11 protein-coding genes are annotated in these 12,360 nt (G+C 65.7%); 9 read left to right on the top strand and 2 right to left on the bottom strand.

The features are described 5' to 3' along the window. The first annotated feature begins 49 nt into the window (after nucleotides 1-49). The 3 genes from NOW55_RS06300 to NOW55_RS06290 all read left to right on the top strand — a co-directional run bounded on the left by NOW55_RS06300 (nucleotide 50) and on the right by NOW55_RS06290 (nucleotide 1,102). The gene (locus NOW55_RS06300) at nucleotides 50-289 is read left to right on the top strand and encodes a hypothetical protein (RefSeq protein ID WP_256399238.1); all 240 of its coding nucleotides are present in this window, start codon (nucleotides 50-52) and stop codon (nucleotides 287-289) included. A 99-nt stretch (nucleotides 290-388) separates the two neighbouring features. After that, a complete protein-coding gene (locus NOW55_RS06295) occupies nucleotides 389-517 on the top strand; it encodes a hypothetical protein (RefSeq protein ID WP_256399237.1) in 129 nt (42 codons plus the stop codon). Between the two features lie 54 nt (nucleotides 518-571). After that, the gene (locus tag NOW55_RS06290; RefSeq protein WP_256399236.1) at nucleotides 572-1,102 is read left to right on the top strand and encodes a 50S ribosomal protein L16; all 531 of its coding nucleotides are present in this window, start codon (nucleotides 572-574) and stop codon (nucleotides 1,100-1,102) included. Nucleotides 1,103-1,120: 18 nt separating this feature from the next. On the opposite strand, the gene NOW55_RS06285 is transcribed toward NOW55_RS06290, so the two are convergent. Next, nucleotides 1,121-1,777 carry a DUF7344 domain-containing protein gene (locus tag NOW55_RS06285; protein ID WP_256399235.1) on the bottom strand — a complete coding sequence of 219 codons (657 nt, stop codon included), beginning with the start codon at nucleotides 1,775-1,777 and terminating at the stop codon, nucleotides 1,121-1,123. 249 nt (nucleotides 1,778-2,026) lie between these two features. On the opposite strand from NOW55_RS06285, the gene NOW55_RS06280 reads away from it, so the two are divergent. From NOW55_RS06280 to NOW55_RS06270, 3 genes are all read left to right on the top strand, one after another. Beyond that, nucleotides 2,027-2,854 (top strand): DUF8054 domain-containing protein, encoded by an 828-nt coding sequence (locus NOW55_RS06280; RefSeq protein WP_256399234.1) that lies wholly within the window; start codon nucleotides 2,027-2,029, stop codon nucleotides 2,852-2,854. Between the two features lie 862 nt (nucleotides 2,855-3,716). Then, nucleotides 3,717-4,403, top strand: a complete 687-nt coding sequence (locus NOW55_RS06275) for a cupin domain-containing protein (protein WP_256399233.1) — start codon at nucleotides 3,717-3,719, stop codon at nucleotides 4,401-4,403. A gap of 336 nt (nucleotides 4,404-4,739) precedes the next feature. Further along, nucleotides 4,740-6,170, top strand: a complete 1,431-nt coding sequence (locus NOW55_RS06270) for a pyridoxal phosphate-dependent decarboxylase family protein (protein ID WP_256399232.1) — start codon at nucleotides 4,740-4,742, stop codon at nucleotides 6,168-6,170. Between the two features lie 202 nt (nucleotides 6,171-6,372). On the opposite strand, the gene NOW55_RS06265 is transcribed toward NOW55_RS06270, so the two are convergent. Beyond that, nucleotides 6,373-6,900 (bottom strand): DUF7344 domain-containing protein, encoded by a 528-nt coding sequence (locus NOW55_RS06265; protein ID WP_256399231.1) that lies wholly within the window; start codon nucleotides 6,898-6,900, stop codon nucleotides 6,373-6,375. A 547-nt stretch (nucleotides 6,901-7,447) separates the two neighbouring features. Here NOW55_RS06265 and NOW55_RS06260 point away from each other — a divergent pair. The 3 genes from NOW55_RS06260 to NOW55_RS06250 all read left to right on the top strand — a co-directional run bounded on the left by NOW55_RS06260 (nucleotide 7,448) and on the right by NOW55_RS06250 (nucleotide 11,999). Beyond that, on the top strand, nucleotides 7,448-8,773 hold the full coding sequence (locus NOW55_RS06260) for a choice-of-anchor W domain-containing protein (RefSeq protein ID WP_256399230.1): 1,326 nt from the start codon (nucleotides 7,448-7,450) through the stop codon (nucleotides 8,771-8,773). A 92-nt stretch (nucleotides 8,774-8,865) separates the two neighbouring features. Further along, nucleotides 8,866-10,329 carry a vWA domain-containing protein gene (locus NOW55_RS06255; RefSeq protein ID WP_256399229.1) on the top strand — a complete coding sequence of 488 codons (1,464 nt, stop codon included), beginning with the start codon at nucleotides 8,866-8,868 and terminating at the stop codon, nucleotides 10,327-10,329. Between the two features lie 131 nt (nucleotides 10,330-10,460). After that, a complete protein-coding gene (locus tag NOW55_RS06250) occupies nucleotides 10,461-11,999 on the top strand; it encodes a vWA domain-containing protein (protein ID WP_256399228.1) in 1,539 nt (512 codons plus the stop codon). Nucleotides 12,000-12,360: the final 361 nt, after the last annotated feature.

Below are 12,360 nucleotides of genomic sequence, written 5' to 3'. Positions count from 1 at the left end.
CTACCGTGGACGGACAAGACACTTCACGTCTCACGGACCACCACGAAGCATGACCGAGACAGTCCTCCGCTCCATCCGTCGGTGGGTCATCACCATCGCGCTCCTGCTGTCCGTCCTGCTCGTCTACCAGACTTTTGAGGCTCCCGTTCCGGAGGTCGTCGATGCGACCGTGACCACGTTCGCAGCGGCCACCGCACTCGTTGCGGCGCTCTGGCTCTGGCACTCGTTCCGCGGTGCAACGGGGACCGGCACCGCCGCCGATGAAGCCCCGTCCGCGGGCGAGAACTGAGCACCCCGACCGTGGGTCGAGCCCGTCGCTGAGCACGTCGCCGACGATGGAGTAGGCGACGCCGGTCCGCGTCAGCGCCGAGTCGAGGCGGCAGCCGACGTGCCCGGCGACGGCCCCGACGAACGTGGCGGGGCGACGACGATGGTCGTCGCGTCCGTCGGCCTCGCCGGTAACTTCGCCCAGGACGTGGCCTCCGCCCGGCTCGACCCACGGGCAGCCGAGGAGTAGCGAGACGGCCTCGAAAGTACTTTACCGGCGTAGGCGCGAGGTTTCTGCAAGACCATGTCCGACAAACCGGCGTCGATGTACCGGGAGATCTCCAAGCCCGCGTACACCCGACGTGAGTACATCACCGGCATCCCCGGCTCGAAGATCGCACAGCACAAGATGGGCGACACCGCCAGCGACCCCGACGACTGGCCCGTCCAGATCTCGCTGGTGCTCGAAGAGGAGTGTCAGCTGCGTCACGGCTCGCTCGAGGCCTCCCGGCTGTCGGCTAACCGCCACCTCATCAAGACGCTCGGCGAGGGCAACTACTACATGATCCTGCGCAAGTTCCCCCACCACGTCATCCGCGAGAACAAGCAGGCCACCGGTGCCGGTGCCGACCGTGTCTCCGACGGCATGCGCCAGTCCTTCGGCAAGATCGTCGGCACCGCCGCGCGCGTCCCGAAAGGCGAGCGCCTGTTCACCTGCTGGTGCACCGTCGACCAGGCCCCCGAGGTCAAGGACGCCTTCCGCCGCGCCTACAACAAGATCTCCCCGCCCTGCCGTGTCGTCGTCGAGCGTGGCGAGGAGAAGCTCATCGCGTAACCCGCCGGCTCGCTTCCGTCACTCGGTGCGTCGCCAGAACGCCCAGTCCCCCGGCCGTCTTCGAGGGTTCTCGGAACTCCTGCTCCCGTTCGTCCCACTCGCCGTTCGCTCCGTGTTGAGGTGGATACCAGCGGTGACAGCCAGCACCCCGGCGAACAGCCCACCGTAGACGAACCCGGGCATCGACCCGAGCAGCGGGACACCGAGCCAGCCCAGCCCGGCGACCACGACGAACGAAGCGGCGAGCGCGAGGTAGCGCTTGCCCCAGTCGGCGTCGGCCACGGGGGTCTCGACCTGCCGTTCGCCCAGGTACGGGGCGAATGCCGTGGTCACATCGGTCCGCGAGACGGTTCCGCGTGACTTGTCGTAGTCGACGACGCCGTTCTTGGCCATCGCCGGCAGGTGCGTCTGGACGAGCGAGGTGTAGACGCGCTTTCGCTGTTTGTACTCGAGCGACGGCACGGGAACGTCGCACTCCCGTGCGGCGACGTAGGCCGTCAGCTCGCGGACCGTCAGTCGCTCCGTCGCCAGCAGCGCGCGCAGGACGGACCGGCGGCGCTGGTTGCTCAGGGTCTGGTACACCACGTCGGTGGTCGGCTCGCGTCCGGTCGTCGATGTGTCTGGCGATTCGAGCGTCGCGCTGCTCCCCCCATCGCCATCGGCTACAGTATTCATTATTCCCCCAATATTACAGCGCGCTTATGTGTATTAACCGTGCCGGTGGTCCAGCCCATCGTTGTCACGGGGCGAGAACCGGTCGACGGAAGCGAGAAAGCACGCCACTCAGACCATCCAGCGGCGTGTTTTTCCGCAATGCGCCCCACACGAGCTTACCGTCGGTACTGCTGTCATACCTATGCCATCCAGAGGTGTAATACAGCCGAGGAATCGGCGCATCGAGCGACCGTTCCGGGAGAACAGAGAATGGAAGGGACGACAGCAAGACGTGGGGGAGAATCGTTCGTCGACCAGCTACGGCGCCCGGAGTACACGGGCGAGAACCGCTGCATACCGTGTACCGTGACGAACCTCGGCATCGCGGGCGTGCTCTCGGCGGGGGCGTTCCTGCTCTCGCCGTGGCTCGCCGCCGTGGTCGCACTGACCTCGGTAACGGCGATCTACCTGCGGGGCTACCTCGTGCCGGGCACGCCGGAGCTGACGAAGCGCTACTTCCCGGACCGGCTGCTGGCGTGGTTCGACAAGGCCCCGGCCGGGTTCCACGCCGAGTCGTTCGCGGTCGAGCCGCTGCTCCTCGACGCCGGTGCGGTGGTGCCGGGCGAGGCGGACCTCGAACTCGACCCGACGTTCGCCGTGGCGTGGCACGCGGAGATGGAGACGCTGGCCGACAAGCCGAGCCAGCGTGCGGCGCTGGCGGCACTGACCGACCTCGACGCCGAGTCGATCCGGCTCGATACGCGACCGGGTCGGTTCGTCGCCTGGTACGACGGCGAGTGGCTCGGGCAGTGGGAGTCCCGCGCCGCGTTCATCGCGGACGTGGCCGCGGCACCCGTGCTCGCGGCGGGGCTGGACGACTGGGAGACGATGCCTGTCGCGTACCGGAGCGAACTGCTGGCCGGGCTCCGGCTGTTCCTGGACCGGTGTCCGGCCTGCGAGGGCGACGTCTCCTTCGGCACCGACGTCGTCGAGTCCTGCTGCCGGTCGTACGACGTGGTGGCCGCCAACTGCGAGGGCTGTGACGCGCGGCTGTTCGAGCTGCCGTACGACGAGTCGATGGCCGCGGCGTCGGCCTGAACCGAGAGTTTTCCGGGAGATGGAATCGAACGAGGGTTGAGTTCATCTACGAGTTCGACTGGGGATCTGGTCGATAGAGGGGAACGAGGTAACAGGCCCTTCAGGTATCTAACTGGTATCCGTCAAGAACGGCGTGCGAGATACAGAGGATGTGGTCAGCAAGGTGTTTCTCCTGAATATCGAGCAGCTCGCCGTTCGGGAAGACGATACCCGAGTACGCGACCGACACGAGCCAGTATTTTGAACGCCCAGTGGGGCGGGCTGACGGCGACCTGTTCATCCTCGTATTCGACGAGCAGCATGGCGAGTAGTATCATAGCCTTCAGTCCGTCCGGCGGGATGGGGACTCCGCGTTCGGTTTTCAGCGTGTGGAACCGCCGGAAAATCCCTCGAACCGCATCGCCGGGCGGTGGATGTTGATCACCTCGGCGAAATCCGGGTTTCGGAACGCGTGCTCCGTGCCTGCTGGGATGGCGCGTTTTTCGCCAGCGGTGACTGTCGACCAGTCCCCACCGACGTGCACCTCCAGTCCCCAGCGATAACCTCGTAGCTCTCCTCGGCGTTCGGGTGAACGTGCGGCGGTAACTCCCTTTGTTCGTCCAGCTCCATGCGAGTCTTGAACCGCTCCCCCCGGTCTCATCGGCCGTTTCGAGGATCTCCCACCTGCCTGGAAATCCCTCGTGATCGAGGATTCGATTCAGGGTTGGATTATCGGGCCACCATGACATGGCTTAGCATACATCAATCGACCAAAAATTGTCATCGGCAGTCAAAAACGGAGTCAAAGCCCGAATTCGGGTGACTTAGGTTGTGTTACGCCGTTTTCCCTAATCTTTATTGCCCATATGTGGTAGTGTTTAACATGGGCACCATACCAGTGGGAAGAACGCTTAATGAGGACGGTGACCCCCTCCCCGGGAGCGGTTTCGAGGTCGATCCGGACGGTGACCTGGCAGAAACGCTCCGGGAGCGAACCGGACCCCTTGTTTCTAATCCCGTGTCTCAGGAGTGGGTTGCCGATCTCGAGCCCCCCGAGGACACGGGGGGTGAGTATCACAGTGCGCTCTATCTGAGCGCTGGCGAGGGGCCGCCGGAACACTATCATGTCGGGTACGAGGAGACCTTCGAGGTCATTTCGGGAGAACTGACGGTCGTCGTCGAAGGCACTCCCCGCCGTGTTTCAGCGGGGGAATCGCACACTGTCCCGGCCGGGAAGGTTCACAAACCCCGCTACGATGGCGATACATTCGCCGCAGCCATCGGTACGGTACGGCCGCCAGGAAAGACGCTCCAGATCATCAAGACGCTATTTGGTCTCGCCCACGAGGGGGAACTGGACGATTCGGGACAGCCGGGGGTGCTCCAGGGCATGGTGTGGACCGAGGAATTAGGGGACGATTCGGTGTTCGTGTCACCTCCGCCCACCATAACCCGCCCCCTGGCGACTGCCCTTGCCCCAGTTGGCCGCCGACTCGGCTATCAAACGACGTATTCGAAGTACGAGGACCCGGGATTTTGGGAACGACACGTAGAACAACCAGAACTGTAATCGGCCAGGCGTCGCGGGCAGCGTTTCTCATGAACCATCCAACGGCGCAGATCTATCTGATAATCAGTGTGGGTGGCTGCTGAATGGGCGAGGTGTTTCAGCACAGGCGCGATTGACTTACTTCAGAACTGTCAAGAACCCCTTGCTGAATACAGAGGTTGTACCGGCCACGACCCCCGGCAGTCGCGAGCGCGTTCGAATCCGCTACTGATCCCTGACGGGGTGGCGAACTCGAGGTGTCACCCGTTGGGATTTGGAATTGCGCGCCTCCGGAACCTGTAATTCCCCCGATAGAAAGAACAATCGGGCGCGTCCACGAAACAACTGTGGGACACGATGGCACCGGATCGATCGCTGGAACTCACCAGAGAGGAGATGGCCGACATGGTGTCTGCGACGACCGACCGCGTCCTTGAACACATAGAGAGCCTGCCCGACCAGCCGGCCGCGAACGTCAGGGTCGACGATCGGTTCGAGCATCTGCGCGAACAGGTACCCGAGGAGCCGACGCCGCTCGCGGAACTGCTCGACCTCCTGTTCGAGGACGCTATTCCATACTCGATCAACGGCCCGCATCCAGGGAACTTATCGTATATCCCAAGCGGGGGGCTCTTCCACGCAGCGGTGGCCGACCTCATCGCCAATGCCATCAATCGATACGTGGGCGCGTGGGCGGGGGCGCCGGCGCTCGCCCGACTCGAGGGGAACGTGGTGGAGTGGTTCTGTGAGATGGTCGGCTACCCCGACGGTGCCTTCGGCCTCCTGACATCGGGCGGCTCGATAGCGAATCTCGTCGCCACTATCACCGCCCGGCGCGAGCGACTTCCGGACGACTTCTCCGACGGGATGATCTATACGAGCGACCAGGCCCACCACTCGGTCACGAAAGCCGCAGTGCTCGCTGGGTTCCCGCGGGAGAACGTCCGCTTGATCCCTTCTGATGAGGACTATCGTATCAGGATCGACGCTCTCGAGGCCGCCGTCGAGGCGGATCGGGACGCCGGTAAGCGTCCGTTCCTGCTCGTCGGCTCGGCGGGAACGACCAACACCGGTGCGGTGGACGACCTGGACGAACTCGCGGACCTCGCTGCCTGCCAGGATCTGTGGCTCCATGCGGACGCTGCCTACGGTGGCTTCTTCGTGCTGACCGACGACGGCCGCGAGCAACTCGCCGGCCTCCCGCGGTGTGATTCGATCACGCTCGACCCCCACAAGGGACTGTTCCTTCCGTACGGAACGGGGGCGCTGCTCGTCCGAGACGGGAACTCCCTCGAGCGTGCCCACGCGGTTAGCGCCGACTACATGTCCGAGCATCGTCTCGCCGCCGGATACGTAGATTTCAGCCAGCTCGGGCCGGAACTCTCGCGGGATTTCCGCGGGTTACGGGTCTGGCTCCCGCTCCGGATGCACGGCGTCGCACCCTTCCGGGCCAACCTCGCTGAGAAACTCGACCTCTCCCGGTGGGTCGCGAGCGAACTCCGTGACGTGAACTCCGTCCAGGTGGTGGCGGATCCGCAGCTCTCGACGCTCGCGTTCCGCGTCGAGCCACCGGGTGTGACGGGCGAGCCCCTCGACAACCTCAATCGTGCAGTGCTCGAGCGAATCAACCAGTACGGTCGGGTCCACCTGTCGGCGACGACAGTCGACGGCCGGTTCACTCCGCGGGTCTGTGTCCTCTCGTTCCGGACGCATCGAAAGCACGTCGAACAGTGTGTCGAGGATGTTGAACGGGCCGTCGCCGAGATCCTCCAGCAGCCCCGAGAGTAGTTCCTCTCGGCAGTGCTGCGCGACGACGATACCGGCTGTCCGGGTAGTTTACTGCGAATCAATTCGACAAGATCTGCGTTGAGTATCTTGGACGGCTATCGGAATCCCTCGTCGAATTGGCAGAAACCTCAGCGGGAACAACGCATCTCTACTAACCAGCTGTCTCACCGATAGAAGCGAGTTTCGACGAGCAAAGTTGACATCAGAACAGCGCACGCAGCAGGCCGGGACGCTGCCCCCAGAGCTGGTAGGCCGAGGAGACGGCGAAGGTCGCGAGGAATGCGGAGGCCCAGGCCAGCGGCGGGACCACGGAGAGCACCGGGACGTTCGCGAGCGCGGCGACCACGAGGAACAGGCCGACGACGCCGAGGCCACGGTAGTACTCGGCCCAGCTGACGCCGAAGGCGGTCGTCATGGTCATGTACCGCTCCACGTCGCGGGCGGAGTCGAGGAGCTCGACCAGCTTGCGGTCGGCGTCGTAGGCCAGCACGCCGGCCCCGTCGAGCATCGGCAGGTGTGTCTGGTGGAGCGAGACGTACACCGCGTGGCGGACCCCGCGTGGTGCGGGCGACTCCCCGGATTCGACCGTCGCGATGGCCTCCGCGAGGTCGCGGAGCGCGACACTCTCGTCGTGGCGTCGCAGGTACTCCAGCGTGTGGCGGCGGCGTGGGCTGCTGAGAATGGCGAACACGTCCGAATCAGGTACTGTGCGTGTCTTGTTGAGTAACATTGTCCCCCCACGACGCGCGGATACGCGTCGTCGGCTGCACGTAACACGCGGAGGGGGGATAGGTATGGAGAGCGGACACCGATGGGTCGGCGAGAGCAAGGCCCGATTGCAACAGTCATATTTTCGATAGAAACCCGTTCCAGAACCGGCAGGGGTCTCAATCCGGTCTCCGTTCCGTCAGTACGGCGGCCGTGTCGTTCGGCGACCGGTTCCTGGGAGAAACCCGCACCAGTGGCGGCGCTAACGTGCCCGACGACCCGTGTCCGGACCCCATACCGGTCGCGGCAATTTCGGTGGTAGCAGGACCGGACTGGAACGCAACGGGCCACTGAGAGGACGAAAGTAGAGCATAAGTAAGTCGATAGGTGTCGGAGGGAAGGATAGCCCGTCGAAGGGGGAGCAGCCACACCCAGGGCATCGGGGCGCGACAGGCCGTCGCCACCCCCGACCCGTGTACGCTGCATACGAAGACGGGCACATCGACTTGGAATGGGACGCAGACGGTTCGACTCCGTCACCAGGTCTTCCCCTTGGGGGGAACACATCAATGACAACCGAAAGACAACACCTCACTCGGCGTACCGTACTCGCAGGCCTCGGCACCGTCGGCGTCGCAGCCGCGGGCGCGGGCCTCGGTACCACCGCACTGTTCAACGACCGGGAGGGCTTCTTCGGCAACACGCTCACCGCGGGTTCGCTCGACCTCCTGCTCGACTACAAGGCCACCTACGACGGCCCCGACGGCAACGTCGTGCTCGGACAGGTCCCGACCCCAGCGGAGGAGCAGGCGTGGGAGGACCAGTTCGGCGGGGAGATCGACTACTGTTCCGAGGATGGCCAGGCGCTTCTCATCAACGGGACTGAGATCCCGGTCTTCGAGCTCCACGACGTGAAGCCCGGTGACTCCGGCGAGGTCACCGTCAGCCTCCACATCTGTGACAACCCCGCGTGGGTGACGATGTCCGGCTCGATGTACGACAACCTCGAGAACGGCCAGACCGAGCCCGAGCTCGCCGACGAGGGCGACGACGTCGACGGCGTCGGCGAACTCGCCGACCTCATCGAGGTCACCATGTGGTACGACCCGAACTGCAACAACGTCCTCGACGACGGCGAAGTGGTCCTCTTCGAGGGCAGCATGGCCGACGCGTTCACCGCACTCGAGGCCGGCATCGGCCTCGACGGCGACGCCAGCACGCCCGAGTTCGACCCGGTCCCCGGCGCGAGCACGTACTGTATCGGCTTCTACTGGGAACTGCCCGTCGAGGTGGGCAACGAGGTCCAGACCGACTCCGTCAGCTTCGACCTGGTGTTCGACGCCGAACAGTCGCGGCACAACCCCGTCGTGACGACCAGCCAGGGCGAGGGCTTCGCGGACCTCGACGACACGTCGTTCGCACGGGCCCGCTTCGGCGGCACCAACACCTGGGAGCTCGCGGTCGGCATCGCACCCGGCAACGCCGACGAGGGCGAGTACACGTGGACGTCCGGCGACACGGTCCCGTTCGTCTACACGCACGATGGGTCCGGAAACGCGACGTTCGAACTCGACGGCGTGACCGTCGCCGACAGCATCACCGCCCCGGGTGGCCGCTTCGCGGTCCAAGGGAAGGTCGACGAGGCCACCATCGCGGTCGACAACCTCGCGCTGACCGTCGGCGGCGACGCCGTCGGGCTGGTTGGTCCCGACACCCTCGTGGTCTCGAACGACGACGGCGTCGGTCCCCGCGACATCCAGCACCTCGTCGTGAACACCAGCGCGGCACAGGTCTCCGGCCCGTTCAGCGTGAGCGGCGACGTGACCGTGACGCTCCAGGGCGACTACGACACCTCCGCGGAGGAGGGCGTCGCCCTCGACCTGGTCTTCGAGTAGCCACGCTGCTCGGACACCGCTGACCCGGAGCGGTCTCTCGCGACGGTTCGACTCCGTCGCCGGGTCGTCCCCTAAGGGGGGAGTAAACAGCAATGACCAACGACAGACAACACACCATCTCCCGACGGACAGTCCTCGCCGGACTCGGCACCGTCGGTATCGCCGCCGCGGGCGCGGGCCTCGGCACCACCGCACTGTTCAACGACCGCGAAGGCCTCATCGGCAACAGCCTCACCGCGGGTTCGCTCGACCTGAAGCTCGACTACGAGGCCACCTACCTCGGTGGTGAGGGCCGCCTCGACGACGTCATCGCCATGGGCTACCCGGACGCCGAGGACCTCGGCGAGGGCCGCTACCTGCTCGACCAGGCACCCAGCCCCGCGGACCTGCAGGAGTGGGAGGACCTCGTCACGGGCGAGGACTTCGCGTTCTGTTCCGACGAGGCAGACGAGTTCCTCGTCAACGGCGACGAGATGCCCATCTTCACGCTCTCGGACATCAAGCCCGGTGACTGCGGCGAGGTCACCATCAGCATCCACATCTGTGACAACCCGGCCTGGCTCGACCTCTCCGGCACCGTCTACGCCAACAACGAGAACGGCCAGACCGAGCCCGAGCTCGCCGACGAGGGCGACGACACCGACGGCCTGGGCGAGCTCGCCGACCTCATCGAGGTCTGCGTCTGGTACGACGAGGACTGCGACAACGTCTACGAGCCCACCGGGACCGGCGAGTCCCAGGAGCTCGAGGTCGCACTCGTCAGTGACGTCTCCGGTTCGATGGCTGGCCCGAAGATCGACGCACTCCGGACCGCCGCGCAGGACTTCGTCGACAACCTGTCGAACCCCGACGAGGCCGCGGCAATCTCCTTCAGCGGCGGCGCGTCCGTCGACCAGGAGCTGACGACGGTCTACCAGGACGTCAAGGACGCCATCGCGGCCTACACGGCCGGTGGCAGCACGAACATGACCGCCGGTATCACGGCGGGTCACGACGAGCTCATCAACGGCTCGAACGCCACCGCCGGCGCGTCGAAGGTCATGATCGTCCTGACCGACGGCGTCGTCAACAGCCCGTCGAACGCCGAGCAGGCCGCGACCGACGCGAAGGCCGCCGGCATCCGCATCTTCACCATCGCGCTGGGTGGGGACGCCGACGAGGAGTTCCTCGAGGACGACATCGCGAGCAACCCCGACGACGCGTTCGCCGCACCCGACCCGGCCGACCTCGACACCATCTACGAGGCGATCGCACAGGTCGTCCTCGCGGGCGAGCAGAAGATCATCTCCGGCACGATGGCCGAGGTGTTCGCGGCACTCGCCGAGGGTATCGAGCTCGACGGCGACCGTACCTCCGAGGCTCGCGACCCGTACCCGGGCGTGACCACGCAGTGCATCGGCTTCGAATGGTGCCTGCCCGCGGAGGTTGGCAACGAGGTCCAGACCGACTCCATCATGTTCGACCTCGTGGTCGACGCCGAACAGTCGCGCCACAACCCCACGGGCGACGTGGGTGACAACGACAGCACGGGCGGCAACAACAGCACGCCGGTCTGACCCGACCGAAGACTGACTGCCTCGACCGTCGCGCTGGGGGTGCGACGGTGGCCCATCGGTCACAGGGACCGACGACGACGGTTCGACTCCGTCGGTGGGCCGTTCCCCGAAAGGGGGGAGTACACACAACAATGACAGAGAAACAGACGTACGACATCACCCGGCGGACGGTCCTCGCCGGGCTCGGGACGGTCGGTGTAGCTGCTGCGGGTGCGGGCCTCGGCACCACGGCCCTGTTCAACGACCGCGAGGGCTTCGTCGGCAACAGCCTCACGGCTGGCCGGCTCGACCTCCAGCTGGACTACAAGGCCAGCTACTACGGTCCGAGCGAAGAGTGGGAGATCATCGGACAGGCCCCGACCGAGCAGCAGCTCATCGACCAGGGGCTCATCGACATGGCCGAGGGCCCGATGACCTGGGAGGAGCGCGCGGACCTCGGGTTCGCCTGTGACACCGAGGGCTTCATCGACGGCGAGGAGATCCCGGTCTTCGAACTGGACGACGTCAAGCCCGGCGACTGCGGTGAGGTCACCGTCAGTCTCCACATCTGTGACAACCCCGCCTACCTCTGGATGCGCGGGAGCGTCTACGACGACCTCGACAACGGGCTCACCGAGCCCGAGGCCGAGGTCGACGACACGCCCGACGTGGGCGAGCTCGCCGAGAACATCGACGTCACCCTCTGGTACGACGAGGACTGTTCGAACACCATCACCGAGGGAGCCGGCACGAGCGACATCCTCGTCGTGCAGGACATCTCCGGCTCGATGGAGTACGACCAGTACGGCGGCGAGATCTCCGACGGCATGGGTGGCACGACCACCAAGCTCGCCGTCGCCAAGGACGCCGCGGGCGACTTCGCAACCATCGTCTTCGACGAGACCGCCGACACCGAGATCGGCGTGTTCACGTTCGGCAACGAGGACTACATCGGCGACGACCAGGCACCCGGCGTGGTGTTCGGGCCCTCGGGAGTCGAGGCCGACGTCCAGAACGCCATCTCCAGCATCCAGGCGGTCCCGGAGGGCGTGACCGGCACGGCCCTCGGGCTCGCGGTGCAGGAGGGCGACAGCTACCTCAGCGCCAACGCCCGTTCGGGCGCACAGAAGATCATGATCCTGCTCACCGACGGCGAGCAGTTCGAGAGCAACGTCGACGAGCTGCAGGCCGCAAACGACGCGAAGGCCGGCGGCACCCGCATCATCGTCATCGACATCAACGACCCGGGGGCCGGCGAGCCCCAGCTGCTCAAGGACATGGCCGGAACCGCGGTCAACAACCCCGGCGACGGCGACGGCACCGACTACTACAACACGTCGGCCGACGACCTCGCCATCGTCCTCCCGAACATCTACCAGTCCATAATCGAGTCCGTCGTGGTGGGAGAGGTGGTGTTCTTCGAGGGCACCCTGGCGGAGTTCAACGACGCGGCGTCGAGCGGCTTCAAGCTGGAGGCGCTCCCGCTGCTCGGCCAGGCCGACGAGGACGACGAGTACTGCTTCCTCCCGGGCACCCACTGCGTCGCGATGAAGTGGTGTGTCCCGGTGGAGGTCGGCAACGAGATCCAGACCGACTCCGTCAGCTTCGACCTGGACTTCGCCGCCGTCCAGTGCCGCCACAACGGCGAGAACGCGAACCCGTTCGACAACGGGTCGAGCGGTTCCGCCTGAACTGAGACGCACCGGCTCTCCCGAGCCGGTCGACCGCTATCCATGATCCCGTAGCGAGACGACGGACGGTCCAGCCGGCGTCATCGCCCACTCCGACCCGGAGCGGTCACACGACGGTTCGACTCCGTCGCCGGGTCCTCCCCGCGGACGGGGACAACACTCGATGCGCCGACGGGCGACGCGAACCGACCGGTGTCGCCGACGTCGCTTCGGGCGAACGGTTCCAGGGTCGCCGTACCGGACGGCAGGGTCAGCCGGCCGCTCACCGAGCGGCCCGTAATGGTCCGTATCCGGCCGGCGGGCGACCCATACCTAAGCCCGTCGCTGTCCTCTCGACAGGCGAGATACGACGACGAGTGGA

This window comes from Haloarchaeobius litoreus (assembly GCF_024495425.1).
Taxonomy (GTDB): Archaea; Halobacteriota; Halobacteria; order Halobacteriales; family Natrialbaceae; genus Haloarchaeobius; species Haloarchaeobius litoreus.
Note: the sequence above shows the minus strand (reverse complement) of the source record. Positions and strands in the feature narration are given on the sequence as shown.

What these genes read in the sequence shown, in the direction of transcription:
- NOW55_RS06270 (WP_256399232.1), top strand. Translation starts at nt 4,740, where the DNA reads ATGGCACCGGATCGATCGCTGGAACTCACCAGAGAGGAGATGGCCGAC.
- NOW55_RS06275 (WP_256399233.1), top strand. Translation starts at nt 3,717, where the DNA reads ATGGGCACCATACCAGTGGGAAGAACGCTTAATGAGGACGGTGACCCC.
- NOW55_RS06300 (WP_256399238.1), top strand. Translation starts at nt 50, where the DNA reads ATGACCGAGACAGTCCTCCGCTCCATCCGTCGGTGGGTCATCACCATC.
- NOW55_RS06290 (WP_256399236.1), top strand. Translation starts at nt 572, where the DNA reads ATGTCCGACAAACCGGCGTCGATGTACCGGGAGATCTCCAAGCCCGCG.
- NOW55_RS06265 (WP_256399231.1), bottom strand. Translation starts at nt 6,900, where the DNA reads ATGTTACTCAACAAGACACGCACAGTACCTGATTCGGACGTGTTCGCC.
- NOW55_RS06280 (WP_256399234.1), top strand. Translation starts at nt 2,027, where the DNA reads ATGGAAGGGACGACAGCAAGACGTGGGGGAGAATCGTTCGTCGACCAG.
- NOW55_RS06285 (WP_256399235.1), bottom strand. Translation starts at nt 1,777, where the DNA reads ATGAATACTGTAGCCGATGGCGATGGGGGGAGCAGCGCGACGCTCGAA.
- NOW55_RS06260 (WP_256399230.1), top strand. Translation starts at nt 7,448, where the DNA reads ATGACAACCGAAAGACAACACCTCACTCGGCGTACCGTACTCGCAGGC.
- NOW55_RS06255 (WP_256399229.1), top strand. Translation starts at nt 8,866, where the DNA reads ATGACCAACGACAGACAACACACCATCTCCCGACGGACAGTCCTCGCC.
- NOW55_RS06250 (WP_256399228.1), top strand. Translation starts at nt 10,461, where the DNA reads ATGACAGAGAAACAGACGTACGACATCACCCGGCGGACGGTCCTCGCC.